Genomic DNA, 23,888 nt, shown 5'->3' with positions numbered 1-23,888 from the left:
GATTGTGCAGAGTGGAACAAGCGCGCCTTCCTGTTAGCCGGTGATAGAACCGCTTGTATCGGACAACCCAATCAGAAGCTGCTCCACGCATAATTGCCCGTTGACGTGAAAACGGAGCTTCTTCCTGCAATTCGCGGCCAAATCCATATAAGAGACCCATTGTTCCGTGCTGCGGGTGATTGCCAATTTGGAGACGGACTCCAAATGATCTATGAAAACAATGCTTTCGTGCCTTCCGTAACGGAAATGAAGCATATCCTTAAACCACAAATGAAACAGATGAAACAGAATATCCAGGTGTTCAGAAAGTCCAGTTTTAAAAATCTTCTGTTGAGCCAGAATAATAGACGAGCTCCCCCGACTCATGGACTCCTTCACTAATTGTAACACTACGTTTCTAATTTCTGCAAACCAATTCTGCTGGAGAATTTCTCTACATGATTCCAGTCCTGAAGCAATATGAACGACCGACCGGACAAGCCCTGCCGTATAGCCTTCCCCAATTAATGCCTGCATCATCACTTCCGGCTGTAAAGCGTGGAAAGGAACCTGCTGCGTCCGTGATTGAATCGTAGGCAGCAACGCCTGTCCATTTTCAGAAATGAGTATGCCGACCACTGGAATCTGGGGCTCCTCCAGAAATTTAAGTAGGCTATTAGCAGCTTGCACTGTCATGGTATCCGCCTGCCGAATGATATATACCTTCGGATTGGAGCTTTCAGATTTGTAAGAAAAAATACGTTGAAGCCCGCGAATCTGATCAATTTTAATCGTAGCTCCATCCGGCTCTACAATATGCAAATCTGGATGATTCCCGTGCTCTACCTTGCGGCATGACAAACACTCCCCGCATGCATCATCCGTCTGTCGCTCACAAAATAAAGCCTTAGCAAAGATCTGCGCCATGTTCATCTGCCCACTTCCCGGCGGCCCGCTAAAAACATAGGCATGGTTGACCGTATGATTCCGTAGTGCACTTTGCAGCATTTTTTTGGCTACATCCTGGCCCATTATATGTTGAAAAGACATATTTCCTCACTTTCTCCACTGAAAACAACTGTGATCCATCGGCAAACCGTTGTTCTTCCGGGCATGTACATAGTCAAAAATAATCTGCCAGCATGATCAGCAAGCAGATTATTTCTTCGTGGCAACAGCCCGTCTGTATTCATTTATAACATAAGTCTGCATTAAAATGAGAGATTAATTAGCAATCCTCTGATCTCACCGACCCCTTGCAAAAGCTCAATCTTGCCTTGCTCGGTTTCTAGCAGCTCATCCGCCATTTTGAGCAACAGCTCATCCACTTCATCAATCAGCTTATAACGTTTGCTGCGTCCCCGGCGATCCCAGCCCTTTGTGTCCTTCATGGACACGCCTCGCCGAACGGTATCTTCCAAAAACCGTTTAACCAGCATCTTATAAGCCTTCAGCTCACGAATCGTCATTGAACGTGCAAGACGATCTCCCTGCATTTGTATTTCCTTAAAGCGCCGATTCAATTCCTCCTGCGAAGCTTGCTCCCCATTTTGCTGCATAACGTCGGAGAAGCTCTTGGGCTGAATTGGCTTTGCACTCATTTCATTTGTAGACAATGTACTTTGTAAAGGGCGATAGCCCGGATTTATTTTCATATAAACCTGCTTTCTCCCCGGATGCTTCCACTTTCCCCCTTCATGAACAGTTCAACCTAGAACTCAGGGTTTCTTCGGCTTTCCAGGGACTGCGCTGTAGCGCTGCCGTTTTAGTGGATCTGCCCTCACTCTCATCATGTGAGAAGATACAGGCAATTCCCCTAACATATCGGCAGAATAGGCCCTATTGTGTAGATTCAGAAATGCTCGAAACGGTCTACAGGCATCACGAATACCGTCGCTCCACCCACCTGGACTTCAACAGGCAACGGTAAATAGGAATCCGTCGTCCCGCTCATAGGGGTAACGGGTGTGACCAGCTGTTCACGAACCTTGCAACTGCTGCGAATGACGTTCATTAATGAGTCCACCTGATTGTCATCAACACCGATCATAAATGTCGTATTACCAGCACGCAGAAATCCTCCTGTGCTCGCCAATTTAGTAGCACGGAAATTAGCTTTCACCAGTCCGCTGGATAATCTATTACTGTCCTTATCCTGTACAATCGCAATAATCAGCTTCATCCTGTATTCCTCCTTCAAGTCATATTAGAGACAACCTTGTCCCTAGCTCAATTTTACCGTATATCCTTCGACAATTATATGCTAAAATTCTGAACAAACCGCTTTTTCAGCAAATCCTTCAATACTTGCTCCACTTGCTCTGGCGCCGGAGATGCATCAACAATTGTAATTCGCTCCGGAAATTTGCGAGCCAACTCCAAATATGCCTCTCGCACCTTATGGTGAAACGATATACTCTCCATGTCGAGGCGGTCCATTTCTGCTCCTCGTGACGCATTAATTCTTGCCAATCCCAATTCGGGCTCAATATCCAGATAAAATGTGGCATCCGGCTCCCAATCATCCACCGCGAAGCGATTAATTGAAGCTACCTCTTCAATTCCGATCCCTCTTGCAAATCCTTGATAGACCAAGCTACTATCCACAAAACGATCACATAATACGATAGCTCCCTGTTCAATAGCCGGCTTTACCTTCTCCACCAAATGCTGACGCCGCGCCGCTGCGTATAAAAGTGCCTCTGTTCGAGCATCCATACTGGTATGAGCAGGGTCCAAAATGATAGAGCGAATCTTTTCGGAAATTTCGATGCCACCCGGCTCCCTCGTCGTGATGACTGGATAGCCTTCTTCCTCCATAAACTTCGCCAGCCGTTGAATCATAGTTGTTTTACCGGAGCCGTCTCCCCCCTCCAGTGTGATAAAAATGCCTTTGCGATTCATGCTATTCCCTGCTTTCCTGCCTGAAAAATAAAAGTCACCCATAGGCTACGTATGCTTCTTTTATTCAGTCTTCTGTATTTGTTAAGTCTCTAGTATCTAATCTTTATTGTAAACGGAATACCCGAATTGTAAGCATACTTTCATCTGCTACCCCGTGCCACTTGGCTCCCAGCTCACGTAGATGACCCATCCGCAATGCAATCGCTTCTGTGATCGTTTCTCCTGCATATAGCAGTGGAATACCTGGAGGATACGGGATAATCATTTCAGCCGCTACCCTGCCAGCGGATTCGTCTACAGGCACGGTCTCCATCTGATCCGGGCTAATCGGTCGAAGCCCAAACGGCACCGGACTAGAGTACCCCTTCATTCTATCATTGTTCCACGTGGAAAAATCTAATTCGAATCTTTGCTGCTCTTTTTCCGTTGACCCCGGCTCACCAGCCGTCTCCTTAAATCTTATATCATTATCTATATGCACAAGAGCCTGCAACAGGTGACTCGCATCCTTAGCCGTAGAGCCTAACGAAAACAATAAAACAACATGTTTTTCGTCGCTCATCTCTGGAACACATCCGTAAGTCTCCAACTCATGCTTTAACCCAAACCCATCTAATACACCCCATGTATCATACAGCACCAATTTAAAAGGGTCCTGGGTTGAATATCCGCTTATTCCCTCATCAGCCCTTTCTAGGACCTCAGAGATTCCCCTGTGAGCGTCCTGTCCCTCTAGTGCCTGCTGCTGTATAGGTTCTAGTAAGCGAAAGCGTGGGAGCTGCTCCAGGCCCTTTCTAAAAGCATCTACCGCTGCTAAGCCCACTGTAAAGGCATCTGCACCATGCGCCTCGATATACCATCTTGCCAAATCCAGCGAGGCCATTAACGGATAAGAAGGGCTAGAGCTTTGCACCATCGCCAAACGCTGACGAAGCAGTTCCCGATGGATTCTCTCTCCCTGCACATGTAACATGGCCCCCATGGTCATGGCTGGAAGCATTTTATGTGTCGACTGCACGACTACATCAGCCCCGCAGGATAGCGCAGAGGCTGGCAAACGAGGATGCAACCCATAATGGGCACCGTGTGCCTCATCTATCAATAGCGGCACATGGGCTGCATGACAGGCCTTAGCCGTTGCCGTCAGGTCATGCCCCATCCCATAGTAATTAGGTAGTGTAAGTAACACCCCTTTAGCCGAAGGATAGGCCTTCAGTGCAGCTTTTATTGTATCCGTCGTTGGGGCAACCGCCAGCCCGCTTAGGGTATCTATTTCCGGATCTAGGAATACCGCATTAGCCCCTGACAGCATGAGACCGTTCAGGACAGATTTGTGTACATTTCTCTGTACCAGCAGTAGATCTCCCGGCTCCGTACATACAGTTAAAATCATAGCCAAATTACCGACCGTGCTTCCTCCAATTAGCCAAAAGCTCTCTTCAGCACCAAAGCACTTTGCAGCCAGCTCTTGCCCTTCACGAATCACATCTTCTGGGTGATGCAAATCATCCAGTCCAGTAATTTCTGTCGCATCAATAGACATCACTTCTTGCAACAGAGATGCAATATTTTCATGCTCATATACTTGTCCATTTTTATGACCGGGTACATGGAAAGAAGCATTGCCCTGAGTCCGGTAACGTATTAGAGCTTCCATTAATGGTGCATGTACCGCCTTTTTCCCCATCATTCTGCAATCCTTCCAAACAAAGCTTTATATCTACCTTATTTTATCGTAAAATCAAGCGGAATCCTACTTTTACTCACAGAAAAAAAGGCCCGTATCGACAGACCTTGGAATGCCAATCCTTCAAAGACTAATTAGCAAAGGATATTATGCATTTTTCTGTACCCAGATTTGCTTTAGTTGATCAATAAAAAAATGATATTTGGCATCAGTTGCATCCGTGTGCACCATTTCAGCTTCACACGTATCACAGATAAACTCGGAAACGATAAAAATGCCTTCATGCTTGTGCTGCCCGCATATAATACAGCGGTGGCCGCCTTGATCATGCATATCCATCCCACCTTGTTTCTTTTACTATTAGTATGGGGCACTTTCTACTATTTTAAACCTTTTCATAGCCCAGTTCGACGATATACTCTATATATATTCCATCTGGGCCATTATGGTGTTTGTACCCCGTATGTTTAAAAAACAGCCGTCTATGCCGATATAATAAGAAAAGCTCTTATGTATGGATACCCTTTCATCGGAGCCCTTGAACACTTCATCAGTGATAGCTTTTCCAGTAATTATAGAGTAGGCTAGCTAACACCGGATGTCGATCATTCTGTACTTCTACAAAAACGATTAAATGCTTATTTAAAGCGGCATGAGCGAAGTACCGTCCCTTTTTCCGGCTGTGGACGGGAAGCCACTTGTGATGCAGTAGATTAATGAAAGGACTGTTCGCATGACAGAGGAAACCGGAACCAAAGCTACCTACTATCACTACAAGCTCATTAAAAAAATCAGTATACCGCGTCAACTAATATGGAGTCACATCACATTACCTGTTATTATGCTTCTCTTTCTACTTCTTGCCTTTTCCTGGACTAGCGTGTTTTTGTTTGCTCTTGCCTTTTTCCTAACCTTATGGGTACACTTCGTAATCTCACGATCTGTCCTATTCATCGGTGGCGGAACAGCCTTCCGCAAACGCTGGGCATTCCACCGTAAATTACCTTGGCTAGGCTATATGACAGACCAGTACATAGGCTATAGCATCTTTCGTCGTGTGCACATACATACCCTATGGATCGGCATCTGCTTATCAGCCGTATTCATTCTCTGGTCTCCACCAGCCTTTACTGTATCCTTACTCTTCTGGCATCTTTGGCTTATTGCGCCGCGTCTATACATCCTCAGTCGGCTTACAGGCGAGAGAAAAGACGGCATGTTGAAGTTTACCGATGAAGATGCCTCATATTATCAACAGTAAATCTAACCACTCATTATCCGTACAGATAGAAGACTCACGTCTGAACTAACCTACAACGATCTAGACTGAAGCAATAAAAAAGGAGCAACCTCAAACGGTTACTCCTTTTTTTGTGTCTTAACAACTAAAATCGCTTTATTCTTTTATCAAGTAAACTTTTCCTCATCTTTATCCTCGATATTCATGTAGAGCATTTGATCAACATGCAAATATATAAAAGGAAGCCACTCCCTACTCTACGGCAGTTCTAGTGCTTCCCCATATCCGATCTCTTCATTCATCATTATAGACAGCATACAATACACTATGAGTTTGCTATAAATATGATCTACAATAAGTCCTATGCTGCTTACTCGTTTGAAAACCCTGTCCCTAATTAAGATCCACACTTTTGCTTTTCACAACAGCCTTTCTGTCTTTTGGAACCAATACAGTAAAAGAACCATCATGCACAGACAGATGCACCATGTGTTTATTTTTCTGAAACACCTTCTGATTCGAGGTGGATAAATTCGGTTCCTCAGTCCAGCCCCAAGCTGCAATCTCCTCTAGATAAGGAGCAGGTAGACTATCACTTTCCTTCAATGCTGGCAGTGCATAGCGAACATAGTCCATGTCCGAATTACTGCTGGCCCGATCGGTTTTACTAGCTTCTTTGGGAACCGGAAACGTCTTCTCGTTGGCAGCACCCTCAAACGATGTCCAAGAAGGCTCCTCTTCCACGCACCCGGTAAGAATCGCGACAGCGACACTGAATAGCACCAATAGAGCAAGCCATTTATTTCGCCGCATGATCTTCCCTCCTTACCAGCCTGATTGACTATACAAAATCCTATGATGGAGTTTGCATAATTCTGCAATAATGCAGCGTGTGTGTATGGGATTCAATACCTATATTATACAGGGTTTACTCCAACATTCCGTAACAAAAATGTTACCTTCCTTTTGTAAGGATATTTCTAAAATATACGTATATACAAAAAAAAAGAATCATAATCTCAACGAGATCATGATTCCCTTTACTTGTTGCTTGGCGACGTCCTACTCTCCCAGGACCCTGCGGTCCAAGTACCATCGGCGCTGGAGGGCTTAACGGTCGTGTTCGGGATGGGTACGTGTGGAACCCCTCCGCTATCGCCACCAAACATGAATTTGCTGTGCAAATTCTTCCGTACGGTTATTCAGTTCATCACTTATCGTGTGAATGAATACCCATGCGCTTATTGTATGTATTTCTACATACCTTCAAGGTTACACCCTGAAAACTGGATCCGAAACTCATTTGCGTTTTATTTTAGGATAAGCCCTCGACCGATTAGTATTGGTCAGCTCCATGCATTACTGCACTTCCACCCCCAACCTATCTACCTCGTCGTCTTCAAGGGGTCTTACTAATTGGGAAATCTCATCTTGAGGGGGGCTTCACGCTTAGATGCTTTCAGCGCTTATCCCTTCCGTACATAGCTACCCAGCGGTGCTCCTGGCGGAACAACTGGTACACCAGCGGTACGTCCATCCCGGTCCTCTCGTACTAAGGACAGCTCCTCTCAAATTTCCTACGCCCACGACAGATAGGGACCGAACTGTCTCACGACGTTCTGAACCCAGCTCGCGTACCGCTTTAATGGGCGAACAGCCCAACCCTTGGGACCTACTTCAGCCCCAGGATGCGATGAGCCGACATCGAGGTGCCAAACCTCCCCGTCGATGTGGACTCTTGGGGGAGATAAGCCTGTTATCCCCAGGGTAGCTTTTATCCGTTGAGCGATGGCCCTTCCATGCGGTACCACCGGATCACTAAGCCCGACTTTCGTCCCTGCTCGACTTGTAGGTCTCGCAGTCAAGCTCCCTTCTGCCTTTGCACTCTTCGAATGATTTCCAACCATTCTGAGGGAACCTTGGGGCGCCTCCGTTACTCTTTAGGAGGCGACCGCCCCAGTCAAACTGCCCACCTGACACTGTCCTCGTACCGGATTACGGTACCAAGTTAGAACCTAGATACGATCAGGGTGGTATCCCAAGGATGCCTCCCTTCAAGCTGGCGCTCAAAGTTCTACGGCTCCCACCTATCCTGTACAGATCGTACCCAAATTCAATATCAAGCTGCAGTAAAGCTCCATGGGGTCTTTCCGTCTTGTCGCGGGTAACCTGCATCTTCACAGGTATTAAAATTTCACCGGATCTCTCGTTGAGACAGCGCCCAAGTCGTTACGCCATTCGTGCGGGTCAGAATTTACCTGACAAGGAATTTCGCTACCTTAGGACCGTTATAGTTACGGCCGCCGTTTACTGGGGCTTCGGTTCATAGCTTCGCCCGAAGGCTTACCACTCCCCTTAACCTTCCAGCACCGGGCAGGCGTCAGCCCGTATACTTCGCCTTGCGGCTTCGCACAGACCTGTGTTTTTGCTAAACAGTCGCTTGGGCCTTTTCACTGCGGCCCCCTCGGGCTATTCACCCTACCGAGGCACCCCTTCTCCCGAAGTTACGGGGTCATTTTGCCGAGTTCCTTAACGAGAGTTCTTCCGCGCGCCTTAGAATTCTCTTCTCGCCTACCTGTGTCGGTTTGCGGTACGGGCACCTTCTCCTGGCTAGAGGCTTTTCTTGGCAGTCTGAGATCATGACCTTCGCTACTATAATTTTCGCTCCCCATCACAGCCCAGCCTTAACGATGTGCGGATTTGCCTACACACCAGCCTCACTGCTTAGACGGACATCCATCAGTCCGCGTCACTACCCTACTGCGTCACCCCATCGCTCATAACGGATTACGGTGGTACAGGAATTTCGACCTGTTGTCCTTCGACTACGCCTATCGGCCTCGCCTTAGGTCCCGACTTACCCTGAGCGGACGAACCTTCCTCAGGAACCCTTAGGCTTTCGGCGGATCTGATTCTCACAGATCTTTTCGTTACTCATACCGGCATTCTCACTTGAATGCAGTCCAGCGCTCCTTACGGTACACCTTCAACCCGCATTCAACGCTCCCCTACCCCTGATGCAATGCATCAAGCCATAGCTTCGGTGGTGTGTTTAGCCCCGTTACATTTTCGGCGCAGAGTCACTCGACCAGTGAGCTATTACGCACTCTTTCAATGGTGGCTGCTTCTAAGCCAACATCCTGGTTGTCTGTGCAACTCCACATCCTTTCCCACTTAACACACACTTGGGGACCTTAGCTGATGGTCTGGGCTGTTTCCCTTTCGACAATGGATCTTAGCACTCACTGTCTGACTCCCGGAACTAAATCTATGGCATTCGGAGTTTGACTGAGCTTGGTAACCCTTGCGGGCCCCGCACCCAATCAGTGCTCTACCTCCACGATTCTTCTTTCCGAGGCTAGCCCTAAAGCTATTTCGGGGAGAACCAGCTATCTCCGGGTTCGATTGGAATTTCTCCGCTACCCCCACCTCATCCCCGCATTTTTCAACATGCGTGGGTTCGGGCCTCCAGTGCGTGTTACCGCACCTTCACCCTGGACAGGGGTAGATCACCCGGTTTCGGGTCTACGTCCACGTACTCATTCGCCCTATTCAGACTCGCTTTCGCTGCGGCTTCAGCTCTTCACCTTAACCTTGCACGGGAACGTAACTCGCCGGTTCATTCTACAAAAGGCACGCCATCACCCATAAATAGGGCTCTGACTTCTTGTAAGCACACGGTTTCAGGATCTATTTCACTCCCCTTCCGGGGTGCTTTTCACCTTTCCCTCACGGTACTGTTTCACTATCGGTCGCCAGGGAGTATTTAGCCTTGGCAGATGGTCCTGCCGGATTCATACGGGGTTTCACGTGCCCCGCACTACTCGGGATCCGTCTCGGAGAGAACAAGTTTTGAACTACAGGGCTTTTACCTTCTCTGGCGGGCCTTTCCAGACCTCTTCATCTAACCGGTTCCTTTGTAACTCCATGTGAGACGTCCCACAACCCCAAGGAGCAAGCTCCTTGGTTTGGGCTAATCCGCGTTCGCTCGCCGCTACTGACGGAATCACTATTGTTTTCTCTTCCTCAGGGTACTTAGATGTTTCAGTTCCCCTGGTCTGCCTCTATTCTGCCTATGTATTCAGCAGAAAGTGACTGTCGATGAAGACAGCCGGGTTTCCCCATTCGGACATCCCCGGATCAAAGCTTGCTTACAGCTCCCCGAGGCCTTATCGTTGTTCGCCACGTCCTTCGTCGGCTCCTGGCGCCTAGGCATCCTCCGTGTGCTCTTTGTAGCTTAACCTAGTATTTACATCGTAAATACGATTTGCTTTGAATTTTGGTTCAACACTTACGTGTGAATGAAATTCAAGGCTGCTACCTTTATTTCACTTGTTTACACAAGATCAGCTTAAAGGAATATTCTAAAACGCAATTTCGTTTCGGTATCCAGTTTTCAAGGTGCAATACAGTTTCATCGAAACTGTAGCCTGTGTGAATATCGGTCTAACTCAACCGAGTAGATGATATTCATGCAGTATGTTGAGAGTTTGAGCTCTCAAAACTGAGCAACGAGTGAGTAGTTTTTGAAGCTTACGCTTCATATTTGAATGTTTCCGTTGCAGGAAACGATTCTCCATAGAAAGGAGGTGATCCAGCCGCACCTTCCGATACGGCTACCTTGTTACGACTTCACCCCAATCATCTACCCCACCTTCGGCGGCTGGCTCCCTTGCGGGTTACCCCACCGACTTCGGGTGTTGTAAACTCTCGTGGTGTGACGGGCGGTGTGTACAAGACCCGGGAACGTATTCACCGCGGCATGCTGATCCGCGATTACTAGCAATTCCGACTTCATGTAGGCGAGTTGCAGCCTACAATCCGAACTGAGACCGGCTTTTCTAGGATTGGCTCCACCTCGCGATTTCGCTTCCCGTTGTACCGGCCATTGTAGTACGTGTGTAGCCCAGGTCATAAGGGGCATGATGATTTGACGTCATCCCCACCTTCCTCCGGTTTGTCACCGGCAGTCTGCTTAGAGTGCCCAGCTTGACCTGCTGGCAACTAAGCATAAGGGTTGCGCTCGTTGCGGGACTTAACCCAACATCTCACGACACGAGCTGACGACAACCATGCACCACCTGTCTCCTCTGTCCCGAAGGAAAGGTCTATCTCTAGACCGGTCAGAGGGATGTCAAGACCTGGTAAGGTTCTTCGCGTTGCTTCGAATTAAACCACATACTCCACTGCTTGTGCGGGTCCCCGTCAATTCCTTTGAGTTTCAGTCTTGCGACCGTACTCCCCAGGCGGAATGCTTAATGTGTTAACTTCGGCACCAAGGGTATCGAAACCCCTAACACCTAGCATTCATCGTTTACGGCGTGGACTACCAGGGTATCTAATCCTGTTTGCTCCCCACGCTTTCGCGCCTCAGCGTCAGTTACAGCCCAGAGAGTCGCCTTCGCCACTGGTGTTCCTCCACATCTCTACGCATTTCACCGCTACACGTGGAATTCCACTCTCCTCTTCTGCACTCAAGCTCCCCAGTTTCCAGTGCGACCCGAAGTTGAGCCTCGGGATTAAACACCAGACTTAAAGAGCCGCCTGCGCGCGCTTTACGCCCAATAATTCCGGACAACGCTTGCCCCCTACGTATTACCGCGGCTGCTGGCACGTAGTTAGCCGGGGCTTTCTTCTCAGGTACCGTCACTCTTGTAGCAGTTACTCTACAAGACGTTCTTCCCTGGCAACAGAGCTTTACGATCCGAAAACCTTCATCACTCACGCGGCGTTGCTCCGTCAGGCTTTCGCCCATTGCGGAAGATTCCCTACTGCTGCCTCCCGTAGGAGTCTGGGCCGTGTCTCAGTCCCAGTGTGGCCGATCACCCTCTCAGGTCGGCTACGCATCGTCGCCTTGGTAGGCCTTTACCCCACCAACTAGCTAATGCGCCGCAGGCCCATCCACAAGTGACAGATTGCTCCGTCTTTCCTCCTTCTCCCATGCAGGAAAAGGATGTATCGGGTATTAGCTACCGTTTCCGGTAGTTATCCCTGTCTTGTGGGCAGGTTGCCTACGTGTTACTCACCCGTCCGCCGCTAGGCTGTTTAGAAGCAAGCTTCTAAACAGCCCCGCTCGACTTGCATGTATTAGGCACGCCGCCAGCGTTCGTCCTGAGCCAGGATCAAACTCTCCATTAAAGACCAACCGAAGTTGGTTTATAGAAAGAGCGATAAGCTCATGTTGAAACTGACGAGATAAAAATATCTCTTGTTTGATTTTGCAAGCAAAATCGTTTTACTCACTCGTTGTTCAGTTTTCAAAGATCAAACATCTATCGTCCGCCTCGGTGTTTTCTCTCAACCCCTCAGCAACTTTTATAGTGTATCATATTTTCTAGAGTTATGTCAACACTTTTTTCAAAAGTGTTTTTCGCCCTTTTCGATAACACTTGAAGCGACAAGAAATAATATATCATACTTTCTTTATATTGTGCAACTGTTTTTTTGAAATACTTAGTCAAGTAACAATACACTCGATATAAAGCTCTCTTTGCAGCATTAAGCTAATGATTTTCCCATCTACTTGAATCAACGGACGAGTCGGATGATCTCGATCAGCAAATATAATTTCCCCTGTGCGGTTATCATTGAGGCGCACCTTGGTTCCATTATTGAATTGGGTTAACTTATGAATAAAAACTTGTACAACACTTGGGTCCAGCTTTCCAAATGATTCTGACTTGATTTGCTCTAGAACCAGATACGGGGATTGGGCAGGCCGGTATGTTTTCTCTAGAGTCATGGCATGGAATACATCAGCCACTCCAACGATTTTAGCGTAGATGTGGATTTGTTCACCTTTAAGACGCAGTGGATATCCAGTACCGTCCACTTTCTCATGATGCTGAAGAGCTGCCAAACGCACACCTTCGTTAATAGCTTTCACATTTTTAAGCAACTGGTATCCTAGTGATGTATGACTACGTATTTCTTCTTGCTCTTCCCACGTTAGTTTGGAGGGCTTGTACAGAATGGCCGGGTCCATTTTAGCGTTCCCTATGTCATGAAGCAATCCAGCAAAAGCCACCTGCATCCAATCCTTTTGAGGTAATCCGATCCATTGTGCAATGGAGTAGGAAGTAAGGGAGGTTAGCACGGCATTGTGAAAAATATAGTCCACTTCGATCATGGCGGGCGGAGTATAGGTCATTACATTATAGCGCTGAATGTGCACCAGTAAGGACTCCAATTGTCCTCGCAGTTCATATATAGATAAATTAGAGACGAGTACCGATTGAAATGCGTTCTTAATGAGCATCACCATTTTGTCATACTCATCCTGAAATTGTTCAGATTCATCTCGTCCATCTAACGAAGGTCCTTGCGATTCAGATATTCCAGATCGAACAGTCGTAGACTCGCTACTGGATTTTGTAAGATCATCCGTCCCTACCTCAACTTGCTGGATCAGGAACGCCTGTAAAATCTCCAAGTCACGTGGTAGCAGAATGCGCCCTTTCGGTAGCAGCAAGCTGCCCATTTCTGTAAATACATCGCTTTCCAATCTAAGTCCTGCTTTTAATTCGGATACGGGTACAGTTGTCATGGTCAACCTCTCTGTTCTCACAACAGCTGCTCCAGCTGCCAGTTATGATGTCATTATATTACTTGGGAATGATCCTGTACATTCATTTTATGCCATTTAAAGCATACTTGTCTGAATTCGTTAGCCAGAAAAAGAAAAAGGCTCCCCGACCAAATAGTCAGAGAGTCTCTTCCATCTAAAATTTAATAACTATTGTTGTTTCCATATTCAGGCTCTTATTCGCCTTCAGAAGATTCTGGGTCGTTACCTTCCGTATCTTCTGTATTCGTTTCGAGAGTTGGTTCAACAGATGATAGAGATGAGCCCTCTCCAGCTTCCCCATCCTCTAATAATTCTTCAAGCAGTTCATCCTGCTCCTCATTCTTGTTCGCTCGACAAACAGTTGCAACCGAATCATCATCGCGAATATTAATCAGCCTTACCCCTTGTGTATTCCGACCCATCGTGGAGATTTCCCCCATGCTAGTCCGAATCAAGGTGCCACTAGCTGTAATGATCATCAGATCCTCTTCGGTTTTTACAACCTTGAGACCGACAACCGGACCATTTTTATCCGTAACATTAATCGTCTTGATCCCCTTACCTCCACGGCTTTGGATACGATAATCCACAACAGGGGTACGCTTGCCATAACCTTTGGCCGTTACAATCAGGATATCCAGGCTGGTATCCACGATGTCCATACCAATTACAGCATCACTCTCATCAAGGTTGATCCCTTTAACCCCTGTAGCGCTACGGCCCATAGACCGTACATCACTTTCAGGGAAACGGATAGACATGCCTTGTGCTGTACCAATAATCATTTCCTGCTGTCCGTCCGTCAGCTTCACTTCGATCAGGGCATCATCTTCACGCAAGTTAATGGCAATCAAGCCACCTTTGCGGATATTTGCATAGTCGTCAAGAGGTGTCTTCTTAATGATTCCATGCTGGGTCGCAAAGAATAGATAGCTATCCTCCACAAATTCCTCGATAGGAATTACCGCATTGATCGACTCACCCTGTTCAATCTGAATCAGGTTAATAATCGGTGTCCCCCGGGCTGTCCGGCTTAGATCAGGAATCTCATAGGCCTTAATCCGATATACCTTACCCTTGTCGGTAAAGAATAACAAATGATGATGTGAATTCGTAATGAACAGATGCTCTACGAAATCCTCATCTTTGGTATCCATACCCACTACACCACGACCACCGCGTTTTTGACTGCGATAGGTAGTAACAGGAAGGCGTTTGATATATCCTGTATGGGTTACAGTAATAATAACATCTTCACGCGGAATGAGATCCTCATCCAGAATACTCTCTTCACCCACTGTAATTTCAGTGCGACGGTCATCAGCGAAACGTTCCTTAAGTTCATTCAGCTCTTCGCTAATGATGTTGAGTACCAGATGCTCGTTCGCCAAAATCTCACGGTATTCCGCAATCTTTTGTATTAGCTCGTTATATTCGTTTTCGATCTTCTCACGTTCCAAACCGGTTAAGCGCTGCAGACGCATATCGAGAATAGCCTGAGACTGCTCAAGAGTGAGCGAGAAACGCTCAATCAGTCCTTCACGAGCTGCTTCTGCAGTTTGGGAAGACCGAATCAAGGCAATAACTTCGTCCAGATGGTCAAGGGCAATGCGCAAGCCTTCCAGAATGTGCGCTCTAGCTTCGGCTTTTTTCAGATCAAATTCTGTCCGGCGACGAATAACCTCGACCTGATGTTTGAGATAATGATACAAGACATCCTTCAGGTTCAAAATCTTCGGTTCGTTGTTTACAATGGCAAGCATATTAATACCGAAATTCGACTGCATAGCCGTATGTTTAAACAAATTATTTAGAACGACGTTCGGGTTCACGTCCCTACGCAACTCGATAACGACACGCATACCCGTACGGTCCGATTCATCCCGAAGATCCGTAATGCCTTCAATACGTTTGTCACGTACTAATTCGGCAATTTTCTCGACCAGACGAGCCTTATTCACTTGGTAAGGCAGCTCATGCACGATAATCCGTGCTTTATTGCCAATCTCTTCTATGGTGGTCTTCGCACGCATGGTCACAGATCCGCGGCCAGTCTGGTACGCCTGACGGATACCAGAGCGTCCTAAAATATAACCTGCTGTCGGGAAATCGGGCCCTTGAATATAATCCATAAGTTCCATCGGCGTAATGTCGGGGTTTTCGATCAATGCTTGTACACCATCGATAACCTCTCCCAAGTTATGCGGAGGAATATTGGTAGCCATCCCGACTGCAATTCCGCCGACACCATTCACCAGCAAGTTAGGATAACGTGCAGGTAATACGACGGGCTCGCTCTCTTCACCATCGTAGTTCGGCATAAAATCAACGGTCTCTTTGTTCAAATCACGTAGCATTTCCATGGCAATCTTGGACAACCGTGCTTCGGTGTAACGCATCGCAGCCGCCATATCTCCATCCACGGAGCCAAAGTTACCGTGTCCATCCACCAACATATAACGCAAAGAAAAATCCTGCGCCATCCGCACCATCGTATCATATACAGCCGTATCACCATGAGGGTGATATTTACCGATAACTTCGCCGACGATTCTTGCCGATTTTTTGTAAGGCTTATCTGGCGACATGCCTAGCTCGGACATCGCGTACAAAATACGACGGTGTACCGGCTTCAGTCCGTCCCGCACATCAGGCAAGGCACGGCTAACAATAATACTCATGGCATAATCCATAAAGGATTCGCGCATTTCCACTCCGATATCCCTATTGATGATTTGCGAGTTATTTTGATCCGCCATGCTGGTCCTCCTTCTTATCCTTCAATACAATGCTCTCTATGTGAAAAGCCTAACAAGATACTGCCTATACACTCCGCTCTCTGCGCAGGATTTTGGCTGAAATCCTCATCTGTATAATTATATTACTTTCACAAAAAGAGCACAATTAAACGCATCTGTCCTCTTTACAGCGTAAATCCCTCGTCATTCTCTCTCTGCCTGTAGCAGATCGCTATTCTCTTGTACAACTCACAAGCCCTGATTATAACAAATTCCCCAGAGCTGGGGATTAGCCCCCACCCTAAGGGCATTTTCCACATACAATACGTATACGGTCAGGGTTCACTTAGCAAAATTCCGAAAAACGCCGTATTTCTCTATTATATCATTGTTTTACGCACTTGTCCTTTAGTTTCCCTTGTTTTGTCAAAGTGTTGCGGATTCCAAGTACATGACTCATATTTCGAAAAGAAAGGGATGAGATTACTTGTCTATTCAGCGAGTATCCAGTAAGTGGACCAAAACAAATGCCATTCTCCCCAATCCGACATTGGCCGCTTATGTACCGGAAACACGGTTGTACACATTTGATCACTTGAACGAAATGTTGGCCGTGTATGGTACTGTCTATATTAAGCCTGATAACGGTACTTATGGAAAAGGGGTTATGCGGGCAGAGAGGCTGACAGAGCCGCTTCCGCCGACAGAAGAAGGAATCATCGAAGAGAGAACTTGGTATGTGCTTCGCTATGAAGTAGATACCTTCACCTTCGAAAGTCTAGAAGATCTGCATAGAGTGGTTTCTTCCCGCATACGAAAACGTCCATATCTGATCCAGCGTGGAATTCCACTTCTTCAGCATGAAGCACGCCCCTTCGATTTGAGGGTATTAACCCAGATGAACTTGAGACACCAATGGGAAACAACGCTTATTGTAGGACGCGTAGCTGCTCCTGACAAAGTCGTCACCAATCATCACAGCGGTGGGACAACACGCTTTTTCAATGAGCTGGTCGCTCCATACATGGATGTAAAGGAATCTGTACGACTGGAGCAAAAATTATCGAAAATGGGCGAACGGGTAGCCTGGCAGTTGCAAAAAAGATACCCACGTTTAAGGGAAATTGGATTAGATGTGGGACTGGATCAGCAAAATTATCCGTGGATTCTGGAGGTTAACACGAGACCAGCAATCAAGGTGTTCTCTTCCCTTCCAAACAAAAGCCTCTATCATAAAATATTCAGATATGCAGTAGGCTACGGACGGTACTCTCCATCCACGGGTAAAGCCGTACGCTCTAAGAAAAAAGCCTAAAACAATGAGATTAAATATTCAAATACACCCGGGCTGGTTAATGACAAGAAAAGGGACGCCCATTTGGGCGCCCCTTGTGAACTCCTACAAAATACTACCTAATGAGCACGTAATACAGTCACTAGGAAAGAACATCACACATTAAAAATCGAGATTTTTCACGTACTTCGCATGTTCTTGGATAAAGTCACGACGAGGTTCTACATTATCACCCATCAAGGTATTGAACAGTGTATCAGCCAGCATCGCGTCACTGACAGTTACCTGAAGCATAGTACGACTCTCAGGGTCCATCGTAGTTTCCCAAAGTTGGGTCGCATTCATCTCACCCAAACCTTTATAGCGCTGTACATTGTACTTCGCGTTTTCTCCAAATTCCCTGATGATCTCATCACGTTCCGCCTCGGAGTTCGCATAACGTACAACTTTGTTACGCTCCACTTTGAATAGTGGTGGCTGAGCAATATAAATATAGCCTGCATCAATGATTTTACGCATGTACCGATAGAAGAACGTCAGCAACAACGTACGAATATGGGCACCATCGACATCCGCATCTGTCATGATAATGACCTTATGATAACGGGCTTTGGCGATGTCAAAGTCGTCTCCGATCCCTGTACCCATTGCTGTTACCATCGACCGGATTTCATCACTGGACAAAATACGGTCCAAGCGTGCCTTTTCGACATTCAGGATTTTACCGCGAATCGGCAAAATAGCTTGAAAGTGACGATCACGACCCTGCTTGGCCGATCCCCCTGCTGAGTCACCTTCGACGATGTACAGTTCACTAATCGAAGCATCCTTAGAGGAGCAATCCGCCAGCTTGCCTGGGAGCGAACTAATTTCCAGCGCACTTTTGCGACGTGTAAGCTCACGCGCTTTACGCGCTGCTTCCCGGGCACGTGCTGCTTGTAATGATTTATCAACCACCCGGCGGGAAACAGACGGATTTTCCTCTAGGAACTCCTGGAGTTTCTCTGCGAATAAGGATTCGACAATCCCTCGCACCTCACTGTTCCCCAGCTTTGTCTTGGTCTGACCCTCAAACTGTGGTTCTGGAATTTTGACGGAGATAATCGCCGTCAATCCTTCACGCACATCGTCACCGGTCAAGTTGGCATTGTTGTCCTTAATCAAGCCATTTTTACGTGCATAATCGTTAATAATCCGGGTTAATGCACTCTTGAAGCCTGATTCGTGGGTTCCGCCCTCATGGGTATTGATGTTGTTGGCAAAAGAATAAATATTCTCGGTATAGCTGTCGTTATATTGCAATGCAACTTCGACTTGAATCATATCACGCGAACCTTCGACATAAATCGGCTGTTCATGTAGCGCTTCTCTTTTTTGGTTCAAGAATTGCACATATTCACTGATTCCGCCCTCATAATGGAATGTATCGCTGGCTCCCGTCCGTTCATCAGTCAAGCTGATTGCAATGCCTTTGTTCAGGAAGGCCAACTCACGAATCCGCGTTTGGAGCGTATCATAATCATATACGGTCGTTTCTGTAAAGATTTGGTCGTCTGGATAGAAGGTCGTTTGGGTACCGGTCTCGTCTGTATCACCGATGACTCTGACATCATACTGCGGAGCACCACGGTGATATTCCTGCTCATACAGATGTCCGTCCCGTTTAACATGAACGATCATTTTGCTGGAGAGAGCGTTCACTACCGATACACCAACCCCGTGCAGACCACCGGATACCTTGTACCCTCCGCCTCCGAATTTACCACCTGCGTGAAGTACAGTCATAACGACTTCCAGCGCAGATTTTTTCATTTTGGCGTGTTCGCTTACCGGAATACCGCGTCCGTTATCTGTAACGGTAACGCTGTTATCTTCGTGAACCACAACTTGAATGCTGTCACAATAACCCGCCAGCGCTTCGTCAATGCTGTTGTCCACAACTTCCCAGACCAGATGATGGAGACCTTTGGCGCTCGTGGAGCCAATATACATCCCGGGACGTTTCCGAACCGCTTCCAGGCCCTCGAGGACCTGAATCTCGCCCGCATCATAAGACGGTTGATTCATAGACATGCCTTTCACCTACTTCTATAGATTCTATGGTTAAGCATTGGCAACAAACTGGTTTGCCCGCTTTTTGAGTGTTGTTGAGGAGATGGGGGAATAATACACCGTATTCTGAGTCACTACAATGGACTTGGCTTCCTCTTCGCCAATCATCTCGACATGCTTTTGCTGTTGGGCGTGGTTCACGTATTGCTTGGAGATTTTAGAGGATTTTTCAATCGAGATATCGAAAATAGCCACAAGCTCTGACGAGCGGATGATTTTTTCTCCACCCAGATGAATATACATAGCGGTCACTCCTTAGTGTTCCACATGCCCGTCGTGGACGTGATAAATATTGGCATCCTTGAGTCGTTCTGCGTTCAAAGTCTCAACCCCGGTTGCCGTGATAAAGGTCTGTACCTTGCTTTGGAAAGTCTCGATCAGCTGGGTCTGACGATAGGGGTCCAGCTCGGACAAAACATCATCCAGCAGCAAGACAGGATATTCACCAATTTCCTCATGAATTAACTCTATTTCGGCCAACTTCAAGGACAGGGCCGTCGTCCGCTGCTGCCCCTGAGAGCCATACGTATGCACTTCTCTGCCGTTAATGGCAAAGGCCAAATCGTCACGATGGGGTCCCGCCAAAGTCATGCCACGGCGGATTTCCTGTTCCCTCATTTGGGATAACTTTATCATAAATCGCTCCAATAAGACAGCTTCATCTTCTTCCTCTGGCTCACTGAAGGAGGGAACATAGGTTAATTTTAACTCTTCTGTCCCACCTGCGATCCCTTCATGAATGGCCTGAGCCCACTTTTGTAGCTTTGTTATAAATTGTTTCCGCTTTTTAACAATTTTAACACCATGCTCAACAAGTTGCTCATTCCATACCTCCAGCATCAGCTGCACTGACGCCATATCCTTACCCCAAGCTTGCTTGAGCAGGTTGTTTCGCTGAACCAATACTTTCTGATATTGCTGCAAATGATACAGATATCCTGGCGCAACCTGTCCGATTTCCATGTCAAGAAACCGGCGGCGAACCCCCGGTGTTCCTTTAACGATTTCCAGATCCTCAGGTGCAAACATGACCACATTTAACGAACCGATAAAATCGCTCAGTTTTCGCTGCTCCAGTCCGTTGATCTTTGCTTTTTTGCCTTGTGTGGATAACGCGAGATCCAGTCTGATTTTCCCGTATTTTTTATCCACATCCGCAGCTAGGTGAGTGGAAGTAGCCCCAAAAGAGATTAACTCCTTGTCGCGGGACGTTCGATGACTTTTGGTTAAAGCCAGTACAAAAATCGCCTCTACCAGATTCGTTTTGCCCTGCGCATTTTGTCCGATCAGCAAATTAACGGGCCCAAATTCATTCAGCTCCAGCTGTTCATAGTTCCGGTACTGCTGCAAAACAATGTTGTTCACAAACACATAGGGTCCCCCTTGTTACTCCGTACCTAAAAGGAGTCCTTGCCACCCAGGCGATCATGCTCCTGCTGTAACTTCGAAACTTCCGTTGTCCTCTACTTCTACGGTATCACCCGGGTACAGTTTTCTTCCACGACGTTCTTCCGGTTCACCATTCACACGGACTTGTCCCTCTTGCAGCAGGGCTTTAGCCATGCCTCCTGTGGATACACAATCGGCTAATTTTAAAAATTGATCGAGCTTGATGTATTCGGTCTGTATAGATATCTGTTTCAAGGCTTGTTCATCCTTTCGCTTGTCCTCGGGTGGGTTAAAGCTAAACGTCAGTTGGTTGTGCGATATGGCAGGATGATATACAGCGCATTGCTGGAATCTGCCGGTTTTAAAATAATGGGACTCATAATGCCGGTAAAAGCAATCGTCAGCTGCTCGCTGTCAATCACCTTGAGCACGTCGAGCATGTATTTGGAGTTGAACGAAATTTTGAGCGGCTCTCCCTCAAATTTGGATACAGTTACTTCCTCACGCACTTTGCCAAGTTCAGAGGAACTAGAGGAAATTTCCAAACCTCCATTTTCCAGGGACTGCATTTTTACAATATTCGTTTTTTCCTCACGGGACAGCAAATAAGCACGGTCAATTGACTCACTTAAACTTTTTGTATCCACAATCAGTTCTGTTTTGTAGGAGGTCGGAATAATTCTAGAAGTATCAGGATAGGTGCCGTCCAAGATGCGGGAATAAAATAGCACCCGATCTACTTTGAATAATACCTGATTGTCCGCTACTACGATATCCACAAGCATATTTTGATCCGGAATAATTCTGCTCAACTCATTCAGCGTTTTGCCCGCAATGACAACATTGCTAAAGCGCAAGCCTTCAGACGTCTCCAAATGAGCGCTGCGGGTGGCAAGACGGTGGCGGTCCGTTGCCACAAACTTTAGTTCCCCCTCAGCCAGATTCCACAACACGCCGGTTAAAATCGGTGTCGTTTCGTGGGTGGAAATGGAGAACACCGTCTGTTTAATCATATTTTTAAGTAAATCTCCTGGCACAGAGATGACTTGATTTTCTTCAATGTTGGGAAGCACCGGGAATTCTTCAGGGTCTAAACCAACAATCTGAATTTCAGTTGCACCGGACGAGATAAAGGTTTGGAATTGGTCTTTTACCTCCATACGGATCTCCTGAGACGGCAACTTTTTGATAATTTCGACAAAGAATTTGGCTGGTAGCACAACACTACCGGGTTGTTCGACCTGAACGACAGTTTGGTCGCCATCCTCCATCGGAATAAAGGATTGAATGGAGATATCTGTATCGCTGGCAGTCAGCGTTACTCCCTGGTGATTCACATCCAGCTTAATACCACTCAGAATTGGAATCGTAGTCCGACTTGATATCGCTTTGGATACATGTTGTATAGCCTCGTTCAAAACGTTTTTCAGAATGCTGATCTTCATAAGTTCCTCCTACGGGTTTTAATCCTTCAAGCACGCGTTGACGCGGGCCTTATTTAGGTGATGTATATCTTTAAAATATATTAGTAATAGTAATAGGCGCACTGAATATGTGGATAAGTCACTGTAACCCTAATAAAATCAAGCCTATCCACATGTGTATAAATTGTGTATAGGCTCTGAACTTGTTCAGGTTGGATTTTTGATTTTTTCTATTAGGTTGTTGATAACTTTAAACAGATCCTGATCCACTTGAATGGATTTGGAGATTTTTTCGTGCGCATGAATGACAGTCGTATGATCACGCCCACCGAAAGCTTCGCCGATTTTCGGCAAAGAATAGTCGGTTAGCTCACGAGACAGATACATGGCAATTTGTCGTGGAAAAGCTACAGCCTTCGTCCGCTTACGCGCTTTAAAATCCTCCAGCCGTAGATTGTAAAATTCCCCGACTTGATGCTGTATATCCTGAATCGTGATCATTTTTGGACGGCTGGACGGGATAATGTCCTTCAACGCTTCAGCCGCAAGATGACTTGTTACATCCTGATTTGTTAAGGAAGAATAGGCGACAACGCGTATTAGCGCCCCTTCCAGCTCACGGATGTTCGTATCAATTTGATTAGCGATATACATCATGGCCTCATTGGGAATATCCAGGTTTTCCGCCCGCGCCTTTTTCCGAAGAATAGCAATTCTTGTCTCCAGATCCGGCGGTTGAATATCCGTAATAAGTCCCCACTCGAAGCGAGAGCGTAGCCGTTCTTCCAGCGTTGGAATTTCTTTAGGCGGCCGATCGCTTGAGATTATAATCTGCTTGCGTTCCTCATGAAGCGCGTTGAACGTGTGGAAAAATTCCTCCTGCGTCGATTCCTTGCCCGCAATGAATTGAATATCATCAATGAGCAAAATATCAATGTTGCGATATTTATTCCGGAAACTTTCCCCGCGGTTGTCCCGGATGGCATTAATGAATTCATTCGTAAACTTTTCCGACGATAAATAAACGACCTTGCTGGCCGGATTGTGCTCCAAAATATAGTGCCCGATAGCGTGCATCAGATGCGTTTTTCCCAGCCCTACACCACCGTATAAAAACAGCGGGTTGTAAGCTTTGGCCGGCGCCTCGGCGACGGCCAGCGATGCCGCATGGGCAAAACGGTTCCCCGATCCGATGACGAATGTATCGAATGTATATTTGGGATTCAGCATATGGGACACAGCTTCTTCATGAACGACCGGCTGCTGCTGAGGTTGTTGCTGAAGGTCGACCTCGGCGGGCTTGTTCTCTTCAATAACGAACTTGACCTCTAGTTGTTTGCCCAAAATTTCATAAACCGTTGCTCCGACTAGCTTGGTATAGCGGCTTTCAAGCCATTCCACGGCAAAAGTTGTCGGTGCAGAAATCACAATGGAGTGGTCATTTAGTTTCGCTGCCTTGGTAGCCTTAAACCAAGTGTCGTAACTCGGCTTACTCAGCTTGGTTTGTATAATGGATAGAATTTGCTGCCATAGTTCAGAGGTATGGCTGTCCAC

The 23,888-nt window shown here is 46.8% G+C and carries 17 protein-coding genes and 3 rRNA genes; 2 read left to right on the top strand and 18 right to left on the bottom strand.

Features of this window, described 5'->3' with window-relative positions:
• Positions 1–33: 33 nt before the first annotated feature.
• The 6 genes from holB to T3H97_RS00075 all read right to left on the bottom strand — a co-directional run bounded on the left by holB (position 34) and on the right by T3H97_RS00075 (position 4,903).
• Positions 34–1,029 (bottom strand): DNA polymerase III subunit delta', encoded by a 996-nt coding sequence (holB, locus tag T3H97_RS00100; protein WP_023986424.1) that lies wholly within the window; start codon positions 1,027–1,029, stop codon positions 34–36.
• A gap of 161 nt (positions 1,030–1,190) precedes the next feature.
• Positions 1,191–1,634: a YaaR family protein gene (locus tag T3H97_RS00095; protein ID WP_013308108.1), complete on the bottom strand. Its 444-nt coding sequence runs from the start codon at positions 1,632–1,634 to the stop codon at positions 1,191–1,193.
• A gap of 197 nt (positions 1,635–1,831) precedes the next feature.
• The gene (locus T3H97_RS00090) at positions 1,832–2,161 is read right to left on the bottom strand and encodes a cyclic di-AMP receptor DarA (protein WP_007427998.1); all 330 of its coding nucleotides are present in this window, start codon (positions 2,159–2,161) and stop codon (positions 1,832–1,834) included.
• A 74-nt stretch (positions 2,162–2,235) separates the two neighbouring features.
• A complete protein-coding gene (gene tmk / locus T3H97_RS00085) occupies positions 2,236–2,883 on the bottom strand; it encodes a dTMP kinase (RefSeq protein ID WP_013308107.1) in 648 nt (215 codons plus the stop codon).
• A gap of 103 nt (positions 2,884–2,986) precedes the next feature.
• Positions 2,987–4,573 (bottom strand): aminotransferase class I/II-fold pyridoxal phosphate-dependent enzyme, encoded by a 1,587-nt coding sequence (locus T3H97_RS00080; protein ID WP_328801374.1) that lies wholly within the window; start codon positions 4,571–4,573, stop codon positions 2,987–2,989.
• Between the two features lie 144 nt (positions 4,574–4,717).
• A complete protein-coding gene (locus T3H97_RS00075; protein WP_023986422.1) occupies positions 4,718–4,903 on the bottom strand; it encodes a sigma factor G inhibitor Gin in 186 nt (61 codons plus the stop codon).
• Between the two features lie 400 nt (positions 4,904–5,303).
• Between T3H97_RS00075 and T3H97_RS00070 the strand changes: the two genes are divergently transcribed.
• A complete protein-coding gene (locus tag T3H97_RS00070) occupies positions 5,304–5,831 on the top strand; it encodes a hypothetical protein (protein ID WP_103049266.1) in 528 nt (175 codons plus the stop codon).
• A gap of 372 nt (positions 5,832–6,203) precedes the next feature.
• Here T3H97_RS00070 and T3H97_RS00065 read toward each other — a convergent pair whose 3' ends face one another.
• The 6 genes from T3H97_RS00065 to gyrA form a co-directional block, all read right to left on the bottom strand.
• Positions 6,204–6,623, bottom strand: a complete 420-nt coding sequence (locus T3H97_RS00065) for a hypothetical protein (RefSeq protein WP_013308104.1) — start codon at positions 6,621–6,623, stop codon at positions 6,204–6,206.
• A gap of 236 nt (positions 6,624–6,859) precedes the next feature.
• Positions 6,860–6,976 (bottom strand): 5S ribosomal RNA (rrf, locus tag T3H97_RS00060).
• Positions 6,977–7,126: 150 nt separating this feature from the next.
• Positions 7,127–10,053: ribosomal RNA gene (locus tag T3H97_RS00055) — 23S ribosomal RNA — on the bottom strand.
• Between the two features lie 339 nt (positions 10,054–10,392).
• A 16S ribosomal RNA gene (locus tag T3H97_RS00050) occupies positions 10,393–11,948 on the bottom strand.
• Together the 16S, 23S and 5S rRNA genes form the textbook arrangement of a ribosomal RNA operon.
• Positions 11,949–12,267: 319 nt before the next feature.
• Positions 12,268–13,356 carry an HD-GYP domain-containing protein gene (locus T3H97_RS00045; RefSeq protein ID WP_328802886.1) on the bottom strand — a complete coding sequence of 363 codons (1,089 nt, stop codon included), beginning with the start codon at positions 13,354–13,356 and terminating at the stop codon, positions 12,268–12,270.
• 215 nt (positions 13,357–13,571) lie between these two features.
• On the bottom strand, positions 13,572–16,136 hold the full coding sequence (gyrA, locus tag T3H97_RS00040; protein ID WP_165178328.1) for a DNA gyrase subunit A: 2,565 nt from the start codon (positions 16,134–16,136) through the stop codon (positions 13,572–13,574).
• Positions 16,137–16,602: 466 nt separating this feature from the next.
• Here gyrA and T3H97_RS00035 point away from each other — a divergent pair, with 466 nt between their 5' ends.
• Positions 16,603–17,430, top strand: a complete 828-nt coding sequence (locus tag T3H97_RS00035) for a YheC/YheD family protein (protein WP_025720769.1) — start codon at positions 16,603–16,605, stop codon at positions 17,428–17,430.
• A 141-nt stretch (positions 17,431–17,571) separates the two neighbouring features.
• Here T3H97_RS00035 and gyrB read toward each other — a convergent pair whose 3' ends face one another.
• From gyrB to dnaA, 6 genes are all read right to left on the bottom strand, one after another.
• The gene (gene gyrB, locus T3H97_RS00030; protein WP_013308100.1) at positions 17,572–19,482 is read right to left on the bottom strand and encodes a DNA topoisomerase (ATP-hydrolyzing) subunit B; all 1,911 of its coding nucleotides are present in this window, start codon (positions 19,480–19,482) and stop codon (positions 17,572–17,574) included.
• A 30-nt stretch (positions 19,483–19,512) separates the two neighbouring features.
• A complete protein-coding gene (remB, locus tag T3H97_RS00025; protein WP_007433255.1) occupies positions 19,513–19,764 on the bottom strand; it encodes an extracellular matrix regulator RemB in 252 nt (83 codons plus the stop codon).
• 12 nt (positions 19,765–19,776) lie between these two features.
• A complete protein-coding gene (gene recF, locus T3H97_RS00020; protein WP_013308098.1) occupies positions 19,777–20,892 on the bottom strand; it encodes a DNA replication/repair protein RecF in 1,116 nt (371 codons plus the stop codon).
• A gap of 54 nt (positions 20,893–20,946) precedes the next feature.
• The gene (yaaA, locus tag T3H97_RS00015) at positions 20,947–21,165 is read right to left on the bottom strand and encodes a S4 domain-containing protein YaaA (RefSeq protein ID WP_023986416.1); all 219 of its coding nucleotides are present in this window, start codon (positions 21,163–21,165) and stop codon (positions 20,947–20,949) included.
• Between the two features lie 47 nt (positions 21,166–21,212).
• Positions 21,213–22,355, bottom strand: coding sequence for a DNA polymerase III subunit beta (gene dnaN / locus T3H97_RS00010; RefSeq protein ID WP_029518977.1), 1,143 nt, complete (start codon positions 22,353–22,355; stop codon positions 21,213–21,215).
• Between the two features lie 186 nt (positions 22,356–22,541).
• Entirely contained in the window at positions 22,542–23,888 is a 1,347-nt protein-coding gene (gene dnaA / locus T3H97_RS00005) for a chromosomal replication initiator protein DnaA (protein WP_250241425.1), read from the bottom strand.

Origin of the sequence: Paenibacillus sp. LX16 (genome assembly GCF_036252815.1) — a bacterium.
GTDB lineage: Bacteria > Bacillota > Bacilli > Paenibacillales > Paenibacillaceae > Paenibacillus > Paenibacillus polymyxa_B.
This window is presented reverse-complemented; position numbering and strand designations above follow the sequence as displayed.